The organism is Caulobacter sp. HMWF025 (genome assembly GCF_003060965.1).
In the GTDB taxonomy this organism is placed as follows: domain Bacteria; phylum Pseudomonadota; class Alphaproteobacteria; order Caulobacterales; family Caulobacteraceae; genus Caulobacter.
Window position 1 is genome coordinate 1 of sequence record NZ_QAII01000016.1, and the last position, 18888, is coordinate 18888.

Sequence of the window (18888 nt, forward strand, 5' to 3'; positions counted from 1 at the left end):
CCCCTGCCCCTCCCCCATCGAGGGGGAGGGGTAATGTCACTAGAACCCGTACAGCGCCGCATACTCCGCATCCTTGGCGGCGATCTGACGCGCGCAGTCGACCATGACCTTGGCCTGTTTCCAGGTCGCATCGTCCTGCATCTTGCCGTCCAGCATGGCCACGCCGGTGCCGTCGGGCATGGCTTCGAGGATGCGCTTGGCGAACAGCACCTCGTCCGGGGCCGGGCTGAAGACCTGTTTGGCGATGGCGATCTGGCTGGGGTGCAGGCTCCAGGCCCCGGCGCAGCCCATCAGGAAGGCATTGCGGAACTGCTGTTCGCAGGCGACCGGATCGTCGATCGCGCCGAACGGGCCGTAGAACGGCTTGATGCCATGGGCGGCGCAGGCGTCGACCATCTTGGCGAAGGTATAGTGCCAGAGATCCTGCTGCACCGAGGCGCGGGCCGCGCCGTCGGCATGCGGATCCTCGATGACGCGGTAGCCGGGATGGCCGCCGCCGACCCGGGTGGTCTTCATGGCGCGGCTGGCGGCGAGGTCGGCCGGGCCCAGGCTGATGCCCTGCATGCGCGGGCTGGCGGCGGCGATGGCCTCGACGTTCATCACGCCCTCGGCCGTTTCCAGGATGGCGTGCAGCAGGATCGGCCGGGTGACCCCGTGCTTGGCCTCCAGCGAGGCCAGCAGTTGGTCCATATAGAAGATGTCCCACGGCCCCTCGACCTTGGGCACCATGATCACGTCGATCTTGTCGCCGGCCTTCTCGACCAGGGTCGCCACCTCGTCGAGGTGCCAGGGCGAGTTGAGGCAGTTGATCCGCACCCAGAGGCCGACATCGAGGGCCTTGAAATCTACCTCGCGCGACATCGCGATCGTGCCGGCCAGGGCCGCGCCCTTGGCGTCGGCCGGGATGGCGTCTTCGAGATTGGCCAGAATCACATCAACGGTCGGGGCGATCTCGGGCAGCTTGGCGCGGACCTTTTCAAGGTGCGGCGGCACGAAGTGGATCATCCGCTCGACCCGGGCCGGCAGCTCGCGGTAGGGCGTCGGCGCACCGATGGCCAGGGGTTTGAAAAAGCCTCGTGCGGTCTTCATGCGCGTCTCCCCGTTGTGTTCAGCCTGGCCCGCGACGGGGGCACTTCGCCCGCTCCGTCCCGGCGACCACGCCGCTGCTTTTCGCAGTTGCGAGAACATTGCGGCGGCGCGGCATGGGCGTCAAGCCACCCAAGGTGATCAACGTTCAGAAACGTCAGCTGCGCCCGCCCGGGGCCGGCGGTGGAACGTCTTCCGGATCCTCGAGCTCAAGGTCGTGGGCCGCGTCATTGTTGGACGCCGCCTTGCCGGCCCGGGCCTTGCGGCGGCGGGTCGAGGGCTCGAGGCGCAGGCTGGTCAGGGCCTCGTCGCCCTCCTCGCCGAACAGGCCACGCAGGCGGATGTCGCGCTGCGGATAGGGGATCTCGATCCCGGCCTCGCGCAGGGCATCGTCGATGGCCCAGGTATAGGCCGCGAAGATCGCCGCCGGGCGGCGCACCGCCTCGACGGTCGGCCAGACGATCAGTTCGAACTTCAGGGCGTGCTCGCCATAGCCGACCAGCCAGACCTGGGTGCGGCGCACGGCGTCGTCAGGCGAGGTGAAGGACACCGACCTGGCGGCCTTCAGCACCGCCTCGCGAACCTTCTGCTTGTCGACCCCGAAGGCGGTGACGAACGGCACCCGGATGCGGCGGTTGGTGTTGCGCAGGGTCCAGTTGATCACGAGGTCATTGACCAGCACCGAGTTGGGCACGATCAGGTCGGTGCTGTCATTGGTCCGGATCCGGGTGGCCCGCGGGCCGACCTCCTGCACGACGCCGCGCTGGCCACCGGGCAGCTCGACGAAGTCGCCGACCGCCACCAGCCGTTCGAACACCAGCGAGATGCCCGAGGCGAAGTCCTTGACCATGCCCTGCAGGCCCAGACCGACGCCGACGCCGAGCGCGCCGGCGAACACCGCCAGCGAGGTCAGGTCCAGCCCCATGGTCGACAGACCGGCGACGAAGCCGATCAGCACCAGACCATAGGTGACGACCTTCTCGACGATATAGAGCGAGGCGGCGCTGCCGGCGGCGCGGGCCCGCAGGCGCTGCAGGCCGGCCGCCACCAGTTGCGAGGCGATCAGGGCCGCCCCGACGATCAGCACACCGGCGACAAGCCCCCCGACGGTGACCGAGGTCTTGCCCAGCCGGACCAGTTCGAAGGCGTCGAGTCGTTGCAGCGGATTATCGGCCATGGACGGCACTGTGCGGGAGTCGGCGGCAAGGCTCAACCTCGCGCCGACATCCAGCGGGCCGGAAGCCGGAAAGTCCCCTAGCGCCCGACCATGGCCAGGCCGGCCTCGCTGTAGCGCTCGCCCTCGATCGCCGTTTCCGGCACGGCCGCAGCGATCCGGGCCAGGTCGTCGGCCGACAGGGCCACCTCGACCGCCCCGAGGTTCTCCTCTAGCCGGCTGATCTTGGTGGTGCCGGGGATCGGGGCGATGTCGCCGCCCTGGTGCAGCAGCCAGGCGAGCGCCAGCTGGGCCGAGGTGATGCCCTTCTCGCCGGCGATCAGGGTCAGGGCCTCGACCAGTGACAGGTTGCTGGCCAGGGCCTCGCCCTGGAAGCGCGGCAGGCCCCGGCGGAAATCGTCCTTAGCCAGGCCTTCATTGCTGGTCAGGGCCCCGGTCAGGAAGCCCCGGCCCAGCGGGCTGTAAGGCACCAGGCCGATGCCCAGCTCGCGGATGGTCGGCAGGATCTGGGCTTCGACATCGCGCGTCCACAGGGAGTATTCGCTCTGCAGGGCCGCCACGGGCTGGACCGCATGAGCCTTGCGGATGGTCTCGGCCCCGGCTTCGGACAGGCCGAAATGCTTGACCTTGCCCTCGGCGATCAGGTCCCGCACCGTTCCGGCCACATCCTCGATCGGCACCGACGGATCGACCCGGTGCTGATAGAGCAGATCGATCGCCTCGACGCCCAGCCGCTTCAGCGAGGCTTCCGCCACCTCACGAATGTGCTCGGGCCGGCTGTCGACCCCGACCATCCGGCGCACGCCGTTTTCGTCGGGCGGCAGGATCTTGAAGCCGAACTTGGTGGCGATCACCACCCTGTCACGGAACGGCTTCAGCCCTTCGCCGACAAGCTCCTCATTGACGAAGGGCCCATAGACCTCGGCCGTATCGAAGAAGGTCACGCCCAGCTCGACCGCCCGGGCCAACAGCTTGAACGTCTCGGCCTTTTCCGGAGCCGGGCCATAGGCCCAGCTCATCCCCATACAGCCCAGCCCCAGGGCCGAGACCTCCAGACCATCGCCGAGTTTCCGCGTCTTCATGGGGCTGCTCCTGATTTTGGGTTAACGCCATATAGGCACCATTCCTCTCCGGCGCAGCCCTGATGCGCGGACGAAAAATTCGCGGCAAGGTGTCGACCGGCGACGGGGCGGCCGTCCAGGCTCCGGGAGCGAGCCGCCACGCCCGATCCGCGGAGGAAGACCATGCCCAAGATCAGCCCGTTCCTGTGGTTTGACACCCAGGCCGAGGAGGCCGCCGGCCTCTATGTCTCGATTTTTCCCAACTCGAAGATCACCAGCATCAACCGTTACGGAGAGGGCGGTCCCGGCCCGGCCGGTTCGGTCATGACCATTGGCTTCGAACTGGACGGCCAGTCCGTCACCGCCCTGAATGGCGGGCCCCACTTCACGTTCAGTGAGGCCGTTTCGTTCGTGATCGAGTGCTCTGACCAGGGCGAGGTCGATCACTACTGGGATGCCCTGTTGGCAAATGGCGGCAAGGCCTTGCAATGCGGCTGGCTGAAGGACCGCTTCGGCCTGTCCTGGCAGGTTGTACCTCGGCGTATGATCGAACTGATGACCGATCCGGACAAAGCGAAGGCCGGCCGCGTCGCCGGAGCGATGATGCAGATGGTCAAGCTGGACATCGCAATGCTGGAAGCGGCAGCAGCCGAAACCGCCTGAAAAGGCCGCCACCAACCTTGAGCGACCGGGCTTGACTCAAACTCTACATATGTCGCTTATAGGGCCATGACCCGCCCGCCGAACATCTCCCGTCAGACCTCCGTCGTCCTGGCCGCCCTGCTGGAGCAGCCCCAGGCCTGGCGATACGGTTATGACCTGTCGAAGGAAACCGGCCTGAAGTCAGGCACCCTGTACCCGCTGCTGATCCGGCTGAGTGATCAGGGCCTGCTGGAGGCCGAGTGGCGCCAGCCCCTGCAGCCCGGCCGCCCGGCCCGCCATGCCTACCGCCTGACCGAGGCCGGAACCGCCCTCGCCCGGCAGCGCCTCGGCGCGGTGGCCACGGCGTCCGGCGAGTCCTCATCTCTTCAGCCGCAAGCCCGCGGAGCGGCCCTGTGACCCTCGCCCGGCTGCTGCTGCGCCACGCCACCGCCGTCATGCCGGCCAGCCGCCGGGACTGGGCCGACGGCATGGCCGCGGAACTCCTGATCATCGACCAGCCCCGCGAGGCCCTGGCCTTCGCCGGCGGCTGCGTTCTGGCCGCATATCAGCAAAGGATCTCGCCCATGCGGATCGCTCTCGCCTTCGGACGTTTCGGGACCATGGCCGTCACCCTGCTGACCGCCGGGGTCCATGCCGCCTTCCTGCTCTACTGGGTCGCCATCCTCAACGATCTGAAGACCCACGGCATGACCGGCTGGGTCGGCCGGTTCCCGGTGTTCAGGGGCATGAGCGCCGAACAGGCCCTGGCCGGCATCGGCCTGATCCCCGCCTGGCATGTGGCGGCGCTGGTCACCATGACCCTTGGCTTTGCCCTCTGCGCCTGGATGCTGGCCCATCGCCACTTCAGGGCGCTCATCCTCACCGCCGGGGCCGGTCTGGCGATCAACACCGGCAATGCCCTGGCCATGAAGGCCACCCAGGCCCCCTATCTCGTCCATCACGAGATCGCCTGGCTCTATTCGCTGGCGTTCGGGCTGCTGATCCTGGCCGCCGCGACCTTCATGCTGGCCGAGCGGCACCTGCCGGCAAAGGCCCCGGCCACCGCCTGAGCCGTCAGGCTTCCAGGGTCATCAGGCTGCCCGGCGGCATGTCAGCGCGGATCTGCTGATCGAGGCTCTCGGTCGACTCATCGACCGCCTTGAGGCCCTCCTCGGCGTCCTTGTAGTCCTCCGACTCCTCGAACTTGCCCTCGACGGTCAGGGTGGCCTTGATCCGGGCGGTCTGCAGCTGCTCCTTCAGGGTCCGGCTGAACTCCCGGACCTCCTTGATGAAGTCCATATCGCCGGTGGCTTCCTGCTTGGCCTCGTCCTCGGCGGTCTTGCGCTCGCTGGCGCGGGTTTCGGCCGGCAGGGCGGCATCATCGGCGGCGGCGATGGCCTGGTTGACCATCTCCCCGCCTTCCTTGGCGGCCTTGGCATAGTCCTTGACCGCGACCTTCAGCTCCTTGGCCAGGGCCGCCAGCCGCCGGGCCATGTTGCGGGGATCCTCGGCATAGAGCTTTTTGATCAGCTTCAGCTGGTCGCGCAGCTGGTTGATCTTTTCGCGGACCCGGCCCTTGGCGTCACCGATCAGCGCCTTGCGGCTGGCCTTCATCTGCTTCTTCAGGCTGTCCAGATCCGGCAGCGCACTGCCGGGTCGCGGCGTGCGCGTGGCCTTGGCCAGGGCATAGGCCTGTCCGGCCATCGGCGCGGACGCCGGAACGGTCAGGGGGCGCAGGGCCCCGGACGGCACAATCGACAGCATGGACCCAGGCTCCGAACGGCGTTCTGCCAGACGAGCCTGCAGCCTAGCGCAAGGGCGTTAGCAAAGGCTAAGCGCCGGGCAATCAAGCCTTTTTGACGAACTCCGTCCGCAGCACCAGGCCGCGAACCTTCTCGACATTGGCTTCGATCTCGTCGGTATCGCCGGTCAGACGGATGTTCTTGACCAGAGTGCCGCGCTTCAGGGTGACGCCGCCCGAGCCCTTGACCTTAAGGTCCTTGATCAGGGTGACGTTGTCGCCGTCGGCCAGGATGGTGCCGTTGCTGTCGCGGGTTTCGTCCGACATGGGGGTCTCGCTCGAAACGTGGATCGCCGGGGCAAATCCACACAATTTTGAGGGGCTTTCCTAGAGAGACCGGCGCGCCGTTGCAAGCCGTCGCCTAGCCCTTTCGGCCCAGCGGGTGCTTGGACTTCACCACCTCGGCCAGGTGATCGCTGGCCACATGGGTATAGATCTGGGTCGTGGCGATATCGGCATGGCCCAGCAGGGTCTGGATCACCCGCAGGTCGGCACCGCCTTCCAGCAGGTGGGTGGCGAAGGCATGGCGCAGCACGTGAGGGCTGACCTTCGCGCGGTCGATCCCGGCCGCGATGGCGGCGTCCTCCAGCAGTTGCGAGACCCGCCGGGCGGTCAGACGTCCCGAGGCCGAGCGCGAGGGGAACAGCCACGGACTGTCCTTCAGCCCCCTGGCCAGAAAGCCGGGGCGGACGGCGAGATAGGCGCTGACGGCGGCCTTGGCCGAGGCGTTCAGCGGGGCCAGCCGCTCCTTGCCGCCCTTGCCTTTCACCATCAGGAAGGCCGGATCACGGGCCATGGCCGTCACCGGCAAGGCCAGCAGTTCGCTGATCCGCAGGCCCGAGGCGTAGAGCAGCGCGATCATCGCCGCGAGTCGCAGGCCCTGGGCGTTGTCCTTCTCGGCCGCTGCCGCGATCAGGGCATTGACGTCCTCGCGCGACAGCACCCTGGGCAGGGGCCGCCCGGCCTTGGGGGCGACGACCCGGCGGGACGGGTCATCCTGTCGCCAGCCCTCGCCCAGCACGAACCGGTAGAACTGGCGCACGGCTGAGCGACGACGGGCGGCGGTCGCCGGCGACAGGCCCCTGGCTCCGAGATCCTGGAACCAGGCCTCGATGTCTTCGGCAGCGGCCGCATCCAGATCCAGGCCCTGCCCCGCCAGGAAGGCGCGCGCATCGTCGAGATCCTTGCCATAGGCCGTCAGGGTGTTGCGAGCCGCGCCCCGCTCGACCGCCATCATTTCCAGAAAGGCCTCGACCCAGCCGGCGGCGCTCATTTGACCTGCAGGGCCAGCAGGCCCTCGATGACCACGGCGCGGGCGTCGGTGACGAGGCCCGCCGCCAGCAGGGCCCGGGCCAGCATGGCCCGATCGGCGGCAGTCGGCCCGACAGGTCCGGCCTCGGCGGCGACCGACAGGGCCATCAGCGCCGTCTCACCCTTGCGACCGGCCATAGCGGCAGCATTGAGGACCACGATCCGGGCGGGAGCGGCGGCAGACCGGGCAATCTCGAAGCCCGCCACGCGACCCCGGGTCTCGGCATCCAGCTTCCCGCCCAGCGCCGCCAGCAGCAGGGTCGCGGGCTGGGCCGGCGACCTGGCTCCGCCGTCCGTTCCGAGGGTGGCCAGCCGGGAGAGCAGCGCCGGATCAGCCTGACCGGCCTCGGCCGCCAGCATCGCATCGAGCAGGGCCAGATCGAGGACCGGCACCGCATCAGCCGGGACCTTCGCCCGCAGCGCCCGGGCCGAGGCCGCGTCGCCGGCGGCCAGGGCGGCGCGGGCCAGCAGGACGTGGTCCTGCAAAGCCTGTCCCGACTGGGCCAGCGCCGCGATCGAGGGCGAGGCGGCGCGGGCTGCCTCAACGAAAGCCGCCAGACCCTTGGCCTGGCGCAGGAAGGCCAGATCCGAGGTCTCGGCCGCCGCCAGATCGGCACCCGGTGCCGCCGGCGGCATCTGCACGACCGGCTTCACGGCCGGGGAGGCTGTACCGGCCGCGGCGCGGATATCGAGTTTCAGGGCCCGCGACAGGGCGTAGTTGATGCCATTGCGCAAGTTGGCGGCACCGGGCGTGGGGGACGCGGCCAGCAGGGCCGTCATCAGGCGCCCGTAGTCGGCATCGCGGGTCTGCTGTTGGGCCAGAGAAAAGGTCAGTTGCGCGGCCTCGGTCTGGCCGGCCCGGAACTGGCAGAACGCCCGCAGCCGCAGCCAGTAGGCCGCGCCGCGCTCGACCGTGAGCGCCTCGCCCAGCCGGCAGGCCTTGTCGTCATCGCCCTGGATCAGCGCGGCTTCGGCGGCCGCCATCGACAGGCCGGCCTGGGTCGAGAGGCCCGGCACGCGGTCCAGAATACGATCCGCCCCGGCGGCCTCACCCAAGGCGATCAGGGCCATGGCCCGGGCCGCGCCCAGGTCGGGCGCATCGCCCATACCGGGCGGCGCATGGGCTCCGGTCGCCAGAACCCGGCGCGCCAGGGCGGAAAAGGCCGGCGACAGGGGCTTGGCCGCCAGTTTGGGCAGGGCGTCGCGGGCGATCCCCGGCGCGGTATCCGTCCACAGGTCCAGGCCCAGATCGGTCGGACCGGCCGGGGTCGAGAACAGGTCCGGCGGAGCCAGGGTCTGGACCTGAACCTGGGCAAAGACGGGAGTCGTGATCGCGGCCGCCAGCGCGCAGGCCAGGACCGAAGGACGGGAAAAACGCATGCGAGACACCATGTCCGACTTATGCCGCAGCTGGAGGTTCAGGGAAACTTGGCGCATCGGGCAAGCCTCGTGTAAACCCGCGACCGCATCATGACCGACGACACTGTTTCTCCGCTCCAGGCCCTGCGCAACCGCACCATCGTGCTGGTGGGTTTGATGGGCGTGGGCAAGTCCAGCGTGGGCCGCCGGCTGGCGACAGCGCTCGACATGCCGTTCCGCGACGCCGACACCGAAGTCGAGAACGCCGCCGGGCGCTCCATTCCGGAAATCTTCGCGGATCTGGGCGAACCGGCCTTCCGCGACGGCGAGCGCCGGGTGATCGCCCGCCTGCTGGAAGAGCCGCCCCACGTGCTGGCCACCGGCGGCGGGGCCTTCGTCAATGACGAGACGCGGGCCCTGATCAATGAACACGCGATCTCGGTCTGGCTGAAGGCCGATATCGAGCTCCTGGCCCGCCGGGTGGGCCGCAAGGACAACCGGCCGCTACTCAAGAACCGCAATCCGGTCGAGGTGCTGGCCGAGCTCGCCGAGGCCCGCTACCCCGCCTATGCCCAGGCCCACCTGCACGTCCAGACCGGCGACACGCCGCACGCCGTGGCCGTCGATGCCGTGATCCGGGCCCTGCGCGACCGCTACGACCAGGAAGCTTTCCAGCCATGATCAAGACCGTCTCTGTCGGACTGGGCGAGCGCGCCTATGACGTGGTCATCGGTGGCGGCCTGATCGACGCGGCCGCCGCGCGGATCGCGCCCCTGCTCAAGCGCAAGCGCACCGCCGTCGTCACCGACAGTCATGTCGCCGCCCTGCACGGCGAGCGCCTGTCGGCGTCCCTGCGCCAGGCCGGGATCGCCGTCGACCTGATCGTCCTGCCGCCGGGCGAGGAGACCAAGAGCTTCGCCGGACTGGAGGACCTGTCCGACCGGCTGCTGGCCCTGGGCCTGGAACGCGGCGACCTCGTCATCGCCTTCGGCGGCGGGGTCATCGGCGACCTGACCGGCTTTGCCGCCGCGATCTACAAGCGCGGCATGGATTTCATCCAGATCCCCACCACCCTGCTGGCCCAGGTCGACAGTTCGGTCGGCGGCAAGACGGCCATCGACACGCCGCGCGGCAAGAACCTGATCGGAGCCTTCCACCAGCCGCGCCTGGTGCTGGCCGATCTCGATGTCCTGGCCACCCTGCCCGGCCGCGAAATGGCCTGCGGCTATGCCGAGATCATCAAGTACGGCCTGCTCGGCGACTTTGCCTTCTTCGACTGGCTCGAGGCCCGGGTCGCCGCCGTGCTGGCCCGCGACAGCGCCGCTCTCGTTCATGCGGTCGGTCGCAGCGTCGAGATGAAGGCCGAGATCGTCGCCGAGGACGAGAAGGAGGCCGGCCGCCGGGCCCTGCTCAATCTCGGCCACACCTTCGGCCATGCCATCGAGGCCGAGATGGGTTTTGGCGACGCGCTCAAGCACGGCGAGGCCGTCGGGGTCGGCATGGCCCAGGCCTTCCGGTTCTCGGCCCGCATGGGCCTGTGCCCGGCCCAGGACGCCGTCCGCGCCGAGGCCGCCATCAAGGCGGCGGGGCTGCCGACGCGCCTCGGCGATGTCCGGCCCGAGCCCTTCTCCGCAGACGCCCTGATCGCCCACTGCGGCCAGGACAAGAAGGCCGAAGGCGGCAAGCTGACCTTCGTTCTCGTCCGCGCGATCGGCGAGGCCTTCGTGGCCCGCGATGTCGACCGGCAGGCCCTGCACGCCTTCCTGGTCGAGGACGAAGGGGCCCTGGCCTGACCGCCGCGCGGCAAGCTTGGCCTTAAGTATTGAGACGCCTTGAGAAAAATGCTTCGCGCCAGACCTGTTGCGGGGGCTTGCGATAACTTGCGGTAGCGTCAGTATGTTCCGCCGCATGGGGCTTCCGATGCGCACCCCGGAGCCGCGACCATGAGCAAGCTGTCCGACCTGAAAGTTCTCGTTGTCGAAGACGAGGCCCTCGTCTCGATGCTCGTCGAGGACATGCTCAGCGACCTGGGCTGTACCGTCGTCGGGCCTGCGGCTGAAATCGAAGAGGCCCTGCGCCTTGCAGGCTCTGCGGAGATCGATGCAGCGCTTCTGGATGTGAACCTGGGTGGCCGGCCGATCTTCCCCGTCGCTGATGCCCTCAAGGCGCGCGGCGTTCCGTTCGCCTTCGCCAGCGGGTACGGCGAGGCGGGACTCTCGGAAGGCCACCGCGGGGCCCTCGTGCTGCAAAAGCCGTTCCGGGAAGCCGATCTGCGCCGCGTTCTGGAAGAACTGGCCAGCCAGACCGCCTAGATCTGGCGCCTCCCGAGCGCTGCTGCGCTCACAATCAGGGCATATGCGCCCCCGATTTGGGCACAACCCCAGATGCCCGTTCCGGTCAGAAACGAAAATTTTCCACCCGAAGTTTGTCAATTCTCACCCAAACTCGCCTTAGAGCTGTAGATTTCAGCGAACCCCGCCCTGAGGCGAGGTGAAATTTACCCTTTGTTACCGGTTGTTAACGTAGGGCTCAGGCTCGCATTGGGGCAAATTTGGCCCCTACCGCCACAAACCCGCCCAAATCGTGACTTTTTTGTAACTGAGCGGCGCCGTAGCGGCGCAATCGCGCCATGTTCCCTTTTTGCGACGGCCAAAGCCGATAACGTCGGCGTTGAGGAATGGACCTCTCGCCCCCCGCGCCGTGCGCGCACGGGGGCGTTGTTAGTTTAGAGGACAACGGAACAATGGCGTTGAAGACCAAGCTTCTCCTGGCCACGACGATGCTGGGGAGCGTCGCGCTCCTGGCCCCGACGGTAACTTTCGCCCAGACGGCCCCCGCGGCTGCCAAGGAAGACACCACGGTCGAAGAAGTGGTCGTGACCGGTTCGCGCATTCGCCGCGACCCCACCAACTCGCCGACCCCGCTGATCCAGGTTTCGCGCGACGAAGTCGTGTCGACCGGTCAGGCCAGCGTCATCGACGTGCTCGCCGACATCCCCGCCCTGTCGGGCTCGATCGTTCCTGAAGACACCACGGGCTCGGGCCTGAACGACGGTGGTCTGTCGCTGCTGAACCTGCGCGACCTGGGCTCCAACCGCACCCTGACCCTGGTCGACGGCCGTCGCCACGTCGGTTCGTCCTCGGGCGGCCTGTCGGTCGACGTCGACACCATTCCGCGCCTGCTGATCCAGAACGTTGAAATCATCACCGGCGCGAACTCGGCCCAGTACGGCGCCGACGCCGTCTCGGGCGTGGTCAACTTCATCCTGCGTCGTGACTTTGAAGGCGTCGAGGTCGACGGCACCGTCGCCCAGATCAACAAGAGCGCCAAGGTCGGTGGCGACCTGAACCGCCGCTTCTCGGCCCTGGTCGGTCACAACTTCTTCGACGGCAAGCTGAACGTTTACGCCTCGGCCGAATACGAAAAGAACGACGAAGTTCTCGACAGCGAAATGCACTGGCGTCGTGACGCCTTCTCGCTGGTCGCCGTCGACTTCGACCCGGCCAACGCCAACAATGACGGCATCTTCGACAGCGTCCTGCTGCGCGACGTGCGCAACATCTCGCGTTCGCGCGGCGGCACCCTGATCCTGACCAACGACATCCTGCCGGATGCCAGCCGCAACATCACGCTGCAGACCTGCCCCGGCACCTCGGCCTCGACCGGCTCGATCAGCGCCAACTGTATCTTCGCCGAACCCGGCAAGACCTTCCAGTTCGACTCGACCGGCAAGGGCCGTCTGGCCAATTTCGGCACGATCCGCAACAACGTCGGCCGGGCCCGCTCGCTTAACGTCGGCGGCGACGGCCTGAACATCAACACCGAGTTCAGCCAGTTCAGCCGTCTGCCGGAATCGGAAAACAAGCGCGTCCAGGGTGGCCTGAACTTCAACCTCACCGAAGACCTGCAACTCTTCGCTGAAGGCAAGTACATCAAGGAAGAGACCTACGACGAAAGCCAGCAGACCTTCTTCGATATCGGTCTGGTCAATCTGAACAGCACCGCCAACGGCCTGCTGATCGGCACCTCGGCCTTCAATATCGGCCTCGACAGCGCCTATCTGGATCCGACCGTGAAGGCCGCGATCCTGTCCAACACTCGCCCCTCGATCAACGCATCCGGCGTCGTCACCGCAACGATCACCGATGCCCGCGCCCGTCTCAGCATCTTCGGCCCGAGCCGCAGCCAGCTGAACCAGAAGGAACTGCAGCGCTATGTCGTGGGTGCCCGCGGCACCAAGGACGAGTTCAGCTTCATCAAGAACCTGAGCTACGAACTGAGCTACACCGCCGGCTCGCTCGAGAACGTCAACTATGAGCGCGCCGTCGACGTCGTCCGCTTCAAGCACTCGGTTGACGCCGTGGTCGACACCGCCGGTGTGGTCAACGGCAAGCCCGGCGAAGTCGTCTGCCGCGTGAAGCTGCTGGCTGCCAACGGCACCACGATCGCCGACCAGCTGCGCGGCGGCAACTACACGGCCGGCACCGCCGCCTACAAGGAAATCACCGAGTGCACGCCCTCGCGCGTCTTCGGTGAAAACGGCTACACGACCGCTTCCCGGAAGTATTTCGACGCCGAGATCAACGTCCAGGACAAGAACACCCAGCAGGATGCCCTGGGCTATGTCTCGGGCGAGCTCTGGGACTTCTGGGGTGCCGGCCGCATCGGCCTGGCCGTCGGTGCCGAATGGCGCAAGGAAACCACCGAGTCGATCGGCCGTTCCAGCTCGACCGGCGACCGCCTGCTGTTCCTGAACACCGGACCGGACTTCCCGAAGGTCGGCTACGAAACCAAGGAAGCCTTCGGCGAAATCCGCCTGCCGCTTCTGCGGGACATGTTCCTGGCCAAGTCGATGGAAGTCGGCGCGGCGTTCCGTCGCTCGGAGTACACGACGGTCGGCAAGACCGACACGTACAACTTCAACGCCTCGTGGCGTCCGATCGAGGACATCCTGTTCCGCGCCACTGCGGGTAAGGCCGTCCGCGTTCCGACCCTGTCGGAAAACTTCCGCCCGGCAACCCAGACCTTCGCCACGATCGGCGACCCCTGCAGCAACCCGGCTACGGCAACGGGCATCGATGAAAAGACCCGCCAGAACCGCATCAAGAATTGCGCCCTGCTGGGTATCCCTGCCGGCACCGTGATCAACTATACGAGCACCCCGGCCGGCAAGAACGCGGGCAACCCGTTCCTGAAGCCCGAAAAGTCGTTCAGCTCGACCTTCTCGATGATCGTGACGCCGCGCTTCTGGCCGAACTCGACCTTCGTCGTCGACTACTATGACATCGACATCAAGGACGTGATCGCCTCGGTCAGCGCCCAGACCGCCGCCAACCAGTGCGTCTCGGGCGATGTCCTGAACCCCGGCATCTGCGCCACCATCACCCGCACCGGCGCTGCCGGCCAGGGCACCACCCCGGCCTACGGCATCGTCGACTTCATCCAGGGCTCGGTGAACTATGCCCGCACGATGAACCGCGGCATCGACTTCCAGTACCTGTACCGGACCGATGTCGCGGCCCTGACGGGTCTGGACTGGGGTCGCATCGACTATCGTCTGAGCGGCACCTACCTGTTCGAGCAGCACGACTTCACGAACATCTCGAACCCGAACGAGCACACCGACTTCGAAACCACCCTGGGCCTGCCGCGCGTGCGCTTCAGCTCCAAGGTCAACTGGACCGTCAACGACAAGCTGGCGATCCAGTGGGCCGCCGACTGGCAGTCGTCGCAGGAAATCATCGACGCCGACAACATCGGCGGCAACCTCGACACCTACGACAACAAGTACTTCACCTCGGGCTCGTTCATTCAGCACGACTTCACCGTGCGCTACAGCCCGAAGGAAGACTTCACGATCCGCGGTGGCGTGGTCAACGCCTTCGACGCCCAACCGGCGGCGTGGCTGGGCAACACCAGCTCGGACAACTTCGACCTGTTCGGTCGCCGCTTCTTCGTCGGCTTCAACTACAAGATGTAAGCCGGCGCGAAAGCGTCAGAGACAGGAAAGGGGCGGTCTTCGGACCGCCCCTTTTTCTATGGCCGTTGCCCTGGTCGGGACGCCCCCCCCCCCCGCAGGGGCTCGCCGGATCAGCGCCTAATCGAGGTCGCGGGGTCCGAAGCTTTCCGGCAGCAGGTCCCGGAACGCCGTGCGGCGGGTCGGAACACCGTCCTGGACGGACACGATCTCGCAGGTATCCGAGGCGAACTCGGCGATGCGCTGACGGCAGGCTCCGCAGGGCTGCACCACGGCATTGGAGCCGGCGGCGATCAGCACCCGGTTGATTCGCCGCCCGCCGGCCGTGACCATCGCCCCGATCGCCGTCTGTTCGGCGCAGGTGCCGGACGGATAGGCCGCGTTCTCGACATTGACGCCGAGATGGACCGCACCGTCCTCATCGATGACGGCGGCGGCGACCGTGAACCGGGAATAGCGAGCATAGGCCCGGGTCAGCAGGTCCGGAAGGCGTGCTGCAGCTTCGGCCTCAAGGGCGGGGGTCATGGACATGTCGGCGCTCAGGCGGGCTCTGATCGATCCGGCAGGATCGCGCCGGGCCGCGAGGCAATCAGTCGCGGGGGCCTGACGCAAGCCCCTTCGCACGCTGCCGGTCAGCTTTCCCCGGGAGCCCGCGCGATGATCGAAAGGGCATGGACGGGGCCCGCCATCTCGTCGGCCAGCACCTGGTAGACCATGCGCTGGCGCATCACCCGGCCCTTGCCGGCAAAGGCCTCGGCCTCGATCGTCAGGTTGAAATGGCTCTCACCGGAGCCGCTGTGACCGGCATGGCCGTGATGGCGGTCGCTGTCGTCGGTCAGATCCAGCCGGACCGGCTGAAAAGCGGTCTCCAGCTTGCTGCGAATGGTATCGGAAATGGCACCCATGCCTGACTCTCGCATGTCAATCCTTGAACGGAAATAGCGGTAGCTTACTCTAGGGCTCATGAGCCGTGAGTTTGAATACCGCCCGAAGTTTTTCGACATCCGCGTCCGTCCGCCCAAGGCGGGCGAGAGCGAGACGCCTGACGTGCTGGGCCTGAAGCCCGGCGAGAAACGTTGCGACCATCCCGACTGTCGCCTGGCCGGATCGGCCAAGGCGCCCAAGGCCCGCAACATGCCCAACGAGCACTACTGGTTCTGCCAGAAGCACGCGGCCGAATATAACAAGAACTGGAACTTCTTCGCCGGCATGAACGAGGCGCAGATCCGGTCCGAGCAGGAGATCGAAAAGGTCACCGGCGGTCGCCCGACCTGGAGCTTCAAGGCCGACAGCCGCTCGCGCGAGGCCGCCGCCATGGCCGCCCGCGACGCCCGCCACATCGCCGACCCGTTCGGCCTGTTCCGGGCCCAGCAGCGCAAGGCCGAGGCCGAGCGGGCCGCCGGCGAACGCCATCTGGGCAAGCTGGAACGCACGGCCCTGGCCGACCTCGACCTCGACGGTACGGCCGACGGCCCCGCCATCCGGGCCCGCTACAAGGAACTGCTGAAGCGCTGCCACCCGGACGTCAACGGCGGCGACCGCAGTGCCGAGCACAAGCTGGCGCGTGTCATCAAGGCGTACAAGACCCTGCAAAAGGCCGGCCTTACAACCTGACGACCTGAACCCTTGCGGCGCGACGCGGCTCTCGCCATGCTCCCCCCCGCGCCCCGGGGGGATCAGGCGTGAAGGGACGACGACGACAATGACCGACCAAAGCCGGGATACTGGCCTCGCCGACGCGCCGACGCCCGTCGTACCGACGCCGTTCGGGATCCCCTGGAGCATCTGGTTCTGGGGCGGTCTGCTGTCCAGCATCGGGGCGGCCTTCGCCCTTGTTCCGGTCCAGACCACAGCCCTGCTTCACGTCCAGCTGCCGGCCGGTGCCGAGCCCTGGGTCCGGGCCTTCGGCCTGGTCATCGTCTGCTATTCGGTGGCCTATCACGTCGCCGGCTGGACGGGGGCGCGGACCTTCATGCGGGCGTCCGTGACCCTTCGCGTTCTCTCGCCCGTGGTCATCGGTGCCATGGTCCTGACCGGCCACCTGCCCCGCCCGTGGCTGCTGGTCGGGGCCCTGGACCTGGCCGGCGCCATCTGGACCGCCATCGAACTGGCCTGGCGCCCCAAGCCCAAGACGGCCTGAGGACTCAGGTCCGCCAGCGGGTCCAGGCCAGGGCCGCCAGCCAGCACGCCATGGCCCATGCCGCGCCCACGCACCAGCCGGCCAGCACATCGCTGGCCCAGTGAACCCCCAGATAGATCCGGCTGATCCCGACCAGTAGCGACAGCCCGACCGCCGCGCTAAGGGCCAGGACCTTCAGCCGCCTTCGCTCTGAAAACCGTGCGCCCAGGGCCCCCAGGATCAGAAACACGACCGCCGACAGCATGGCGTGGCCGGAGGGAAAGCTGGCATTGACCGCCTCGACCGCGCGAAAGGCCAGGTCCGGACGCTCACGCATAAACAGCGCCTTCAGCCCCTGGCTGATGGCCAGGCCGCCGCCGGCCCCGACCAGCAGCAGAGCAGCCTCGCCCCATCGCTCGAGGCAGGCCATCACGGCGCAGGCGAGCAGCACGAGCAGGCCCAGGACCGCCAGGGATCCGAGCGCGGTCACATCGATGGCCGCAAGGTGCAACCAGTCGGGGCCCACCAGGTCCCGGCCCGCGCCGGGACGGCGCAGGGCCAGCAGGATGGCCAGGTCCAGGGCGCGCGTCTCCCCTTCGGCGACCTCATCGGCAATCGAGAGGAAGGCCAGCCCGCCGAGCGCCAGGACCAGCAGTGCGACTGTCGCGCCCACTTCGCGGCGCGCGCTGGCCAGCAGGCCGGACAGGCCGTGACGGGGATTTGCGACTTTCATGCCGCTCTGAACGCCTGAAGGCCAAGCTTGGTGCCGCCCTGATCCTGCAGATTTCGCCTCTGGGCCATGAACCGCCACGGACGCGGGCCGTTCAGAGCGGGTCCCCATCGGTTTTTCCCAGGGTGCGGACCCCGAAAAGGAGACCGCCATGAAGCGTCTTGCCCTCACTGCCCTCGCCCTCACCCTGCTGGCCGGAACGGCCGCGATCGCCGCCCCGCAGCACGAGGACCACCGCCGCAACGGCCGCTACGAACAAGGCCATACCGATAACCGCCGGGATGACCGGCGCGAGGCCCGCGACGATCGACGGGATGATCGCCGCGCGTATCGCCGATGGGCGCGCGGCCAGCGACTCGACGCCCGCTACCGCGACAACCGCCACCATGTCAGCGACTACCGCCGTCACGGCCTGCGCACGCCGCCGCGGGGCTATCGCTGGCAGCGTGTCGATGACCGCTACCTGCTGACGGCCGTGGCGACAGGCCTGATCATCTCGGTGATCCTCGCCAATCACTAAAAAGTCGACCGGATGGGGGTGTCGCGGTGCGGCGCCCTCTTCCCCTCCCCCACGTCAACCGGCTAATCCGGTAGCCATGCCCGAGTTCGCCGAAACCAGCTCCGCCGTCGATCCCCTGATCACCCTGGTCCCCGACCGCTGGGTGACGCTCCGCGACGCGTTCGGCGTCGACAGTGACATGAAGGTCCCCGCCTTCAGCCACCGTGACAGCCACGTGCCGGAGATCGACCCGTCCTACCGGTTTGACCCGCAGACGACCAAGGCCATCTGCGCCGGCTTTGCCAATGACCGTCGGGTCATGGTCCAGGGCTATCACGGCACCGGCAAGTCGACCCACATCGAGCAGATCGCCGCCCGGCTGAACTGGCCGCTGGTGCGCGTCAATCTCGACAGCCACATCAGCCGCATCGATCTGGTCGGCAAGGACGCCATCGTCCTGAAAGAAGGCAAGCAGATCACCGAGTTCCGCGAAGGCATCCTGCCCTGGTCGCTGCAGCGCCCGGTGGCCCTGGTGTTCGACGAATATGACGCGGGGCGCCCCGACGTGATGTTCGTGATCCAGCGCGTGCTCGAGGCCGGCGGCAAGCTGACCCTGCTGGACCAGAACCGCGTGATCCGCGCCAACCCCTATTTCCGCCTGTTCTCGACGACCAACACCATCGGTCTGGGCGACACCACCGGCCTCTATCACGGCACCCAGCAGATCAATCAGGGCCAGATGGACCGCTGGAGCATCGTCACGACGCTCAACTATCTGGAACACGACGTCGAGGCCGCCATCGTTCTGGCCAAGAACACCTCCTACGACACCGTCGAGGGCAAGCGCACGATCTCGGCCATGGTCCGCGTCGCCGACATGACCCGCAACGCCTTCATGAACGGCGACATCAGCACGGTCATGAGCCCGCGCTCCGTGATCACCTGGGCCCAGAACGCCGAGATCTTCGACAACGACATCGCCCTGGCCTTCCGCCTGACCTTCCTGAACAAGTGCGACGAACTCGAACGCCCCACCGTGGCCGAGTTCTTCCAGCGCGCCTTCGGGACGGACCTGCCGGAGAGCGCGGCGCGGGTGAAGGTGTCTTAAGGGCCGCCCCCGCCCCACGAC

General features: G+C 67.6%; 21 protein-coding genes. 11 read left to right on the forward strand and 10 right to left on the reverse strand.

Translation table 11 applies throughout. The features are described 5' to 3' along the window. Positions 1-39: 39 nt before the first annotated feature. The 3 genes from DBR10_RS02100 to DBR10_RS02110 all read right to left on the reverse strand — a co-directional run bounded on the left by DBR10_RS02100 (position 40) and on the right by DBR10_RS02110 (position 3342). Positions 40-1089, reverse strand: a complete 1050-nt coding sequence (locus DBR10_RS02100) for an HpcH/HpaI aldolase/citrate lyase family protein (protein ID WP_108504420.1) — start codon at positions 1087-1089, stop codon at positions 40-42. A 154-nt stretch (positions 1090-1243) separates the two neighbouring features. Further along, on the reverse strand, positions 1244-2263 hold the full coding sequence (locus DBR10_RS02105) for a mechanosensitive ion channel family protein (RefSeq protein WP_108504421.1): 1020 nt from the start codon (positions 2261-2263) through the stop codon (positions 1244-1246). Positions 2264-2340: 77 nt separating this feature from the next. Then, on the reverse strand, positions 2341-3342 hold the full coding sequence (locus DBR10_RS02110) for an aldo/keto reductase (protein WP_108504422.1): 1002 nt from the start codon (positions 3340-3342) through the stop codon (positions 2341-2343). Between the two features lie 162 nt (positions 3343-3504). Between DBR10_RS02110 and DBR10_RS02115 the strand changes: the two genes are divergently transcribed. The 3 genes from DBR10_RS02115 (at position 3505) to DBR10_RS02125 (ending at position 5033) form a co-directional block, all read left to right on the forward strand. Beyond that, a complete protein-coding gene (locus DBR10_RS02115; protein WP_108489687.1) occupies positions 3505-3984 on the forward strand; it encodes a VOC family protein in 480 nt (159 codons plus the stop codon). Positions 3985-4050: 66 nt separating this feature from the next. After that, positions 4051-4380: a PadR family transcriptional regulator gene (locus DBR10_RS02120; RefSeq protein WP_108504423.1), complete on the forward strand. Its 330-nt coding sequence runs from the start codon at positions 4051-4053 to the stop codon at positions 4378-4380. Beyond that, positions 4377-5033 carry a hypothetical protein gene (locus DBR10_RS02125; protein ID WP_108489572.1) on the forward strand — a complete coding sequence of 219 codons (657 nt, stop codon included), beginning with the start codon at positions 4377-4379 and terminating at the stop codon, positions 5031-5033. Before DBR10_RS02120 ends, DBR10_RS02125 begins: the two co-directional genes overlap by 4 nt. Positions 5034-5037: 4 nt before the next feature. Here the strand turns inward: DBR10_RS02125 and DBR10_RS02130 are convergent, their stop codons facing one another. The 4 genes from DBR10_RS02130 to DBR10_RS02145 all read right to left on the reverse strand — a co-directional run bounded on the left by DBR10_RS02130 (position 5038) and on the right by DBR10_RS02145 (position 8455). Further along, positions 5038-5727, reverse strand: coding sequence for a hypothetical protein (locus tag DBR10_RS02130; protein WP_108489573.1), 690 nt, complete (start codon positions 5725-5727; stop codon positions 5038-5040). 82 nt (positions 5728-5809) lie between these two features. Beyond that, positions 5810-6031 carry an alkylphosphonate utilization protein gene (locus DBR10_RS02135; protein ID WP_056758688.1) on the reverse strand — a complete coding sequence of 74 codons (222 nt, stop codon included), beginning with the start codon at positions 6029-6031 and terminating at the stop codon, positions 5810-5812. Between the two features lie 94 nt (positions 6032-6125). Beyond that, positions 6126-7037 carry a site-specific tyrosine recombinase XerD gene (locus DBR10_RS02140; RefSeq protein ID WP_108556106.1) on the reverse strand — a complete coding sequence of 304 codons (912 nt, stop codon included), beginning with the start codon at positions 7035-7037 and terminating at the stop codon, positions 6126-6128. Continuing rightward, positions 7034-8455: a hypothetical protein gene (locus tag DBR10_RS02145; RefSeq protein ID WP_233243195.1), complete on the reverse strand. Its 1422-nt coding sequence runs from the start codon at positions 8453-8455 to the stop codon at positions 7034-7036. The genes DBR10_RS02140 and DBR10_RS02145 overlap by 4 nt, the downstream gene beginning before the upstream one ends. Before the next feature lie 90 nt (positions 8456-8545). Between DBR10_RS02145 and DBR10_RS02150 the strand changes: the two genes are divergently transcribed. The 4 genes from DBR10_RS02150 (at position 8546) to DBR10_RS02165 (ending at position 14414) form a co-directional block, all read left to right on the forward strand. Further along, positions 8546-9115 carry a shikimate kinase gene (locus DBR10_RS02150; protein WP_108504424.1) on the forward strand — a complete coding sequence of 190 codons (570 nt, stop codon included), beginning with the start codon at positions 8546-8548 and terminating at the stop codon, positions 9113-9115. Further along, positions 9112-10227: a 3-dehydroquinate synthase gene (gene aroB, locus DBR10_RS02155; RefSeq protein WP_108504425.1), complete on the forward strand. Its 1116-nt coding sequence runs from the start codon at positions 9112-9114 to the stop codon at positions 10225-10227. Before DBR10_RS02150 ends, aroB begins: the two co-directional genes overlap by 4 nt. Positions 10228-10377: 150 nt before the next feature. Next, complete coding sequence (locus tag DBR10_RS02160) at positions 10378-10746, forward strand: response regulator (protein WP_108504426.1); 369 nt, start codon at positions 10378-10380, stop codon at positions 10744-10746. Positions 10747-11177: 431 nt separating this feature from the next. Further along, the gene (locus DBR10_RS02165; protein WP_108504427.1) at positions 11178-14414 is read left to right on the forward strand and encodes a TonB-dependent receptor domain-containing protein; all 3237 of its coding nucleotides are present in this window, start codon (positions 11178-11180) and stop codon (positions 14412-14414) included. Between the two features lie 117 nt (positions 14415-14531). Here DBR10_RS02165 and cdd read toward each other — a convergent pair whose 3' ends face one another. Both cdd and DBR10_RS02175 read right to left on the reverse strand, forming a co-directional pair. After that, on the reverse strand, positions 14532-14942 hold the full coding sequence (gene cdd, locus DBR10_RS02170; RefSeq protein ID WP_369831672.1) for a cytidine deaminase: 411 nt from the start codon (positions 14940-14942) through the stop codon (positions 14532-14534). A gap of 101 nt (positions 14943-15043) precedes the next feature. Further along, entirely contained in the window at positions 15044-15316 is a 273-nt protein-coding gene (locus DBR10_RS02175; RefSeq protein WP_108504428.1) for a BolA family protein, read from the reverse strand. Between the two features lie 58 nt (positions 15317-15374). Here DBR10_RS02175 and DBR10_RS02180 point away from each other — a divergent pair, with 58 nt between their 5' ends. Beyond that, positions 15375-16025 (forward strand): J domain-containing protein, encoded by a 651-nt coding sequence (locus DBR10_RS02180; RefSeq protein WP_108556107.1) that lies wholly within the window; start codon positions 15375-15377, stop codon positions 16023-16025. Between the two features lie 88 nt (positions 16026-16113). After that, a complete protein-coding gene (locus tag DBR10_RS02185; RefSeq protein ID WP_108504429.1) occupies positions 16114-16551 on the forward strand; it encodes a hypothetical protein in 438 nt (145 codons plus the stop codon). Positions 16552-16555: 4 nt separating this feature from the next. Here DBR10_RS02185 and DBR10_RS02190 read toward each other — a convergent pair whose 3' ends face one another. Beyond that, the gene (locus DBR10_RS02190) at positions 16556-17263 is read right to left on the reverse strand and encodes a phosphatase PAP2 family protein (protein WP_108489934.1); all 708 of its coding nucleotides are present in this window, start codon (positions 17261-17263) and stop codon (positions 16556-16558) included. 148 nt (positions 17264-17411) lie between these two features. Here DBR10_RS02190 and DBR10_RS02195 point away from each other — a divergent pair, with 148 nt between their 5' ends. Together DBR10_RS02195 and cobS are read left to right on the forward strand one after the other, a co-directional pair. Next, on the forward strand, positions 17412-17780 hold the full coding sequence (locus DBR10_RS02195) for an RcnB family protein (protein WP_108504780.1): 369 nt from the start codon (positions 17412-17414) through the stop codon (positions 17778-17780). A gap of 76 nt (positions 17781-17856) precedes the next feature. Next, on the forward strand, positions 17857-18867 hold the full coding sequence (gene cobS, locus DBR10_RS02200; protein WP_108504779.1) for a cobaltochelatase subunit CobS: 1011 nt from the start codon (positions 17857-17859) through the stop codon (positions 18865-18867). Positions 18868-18888: the final 21 nt, after the last annotated feature.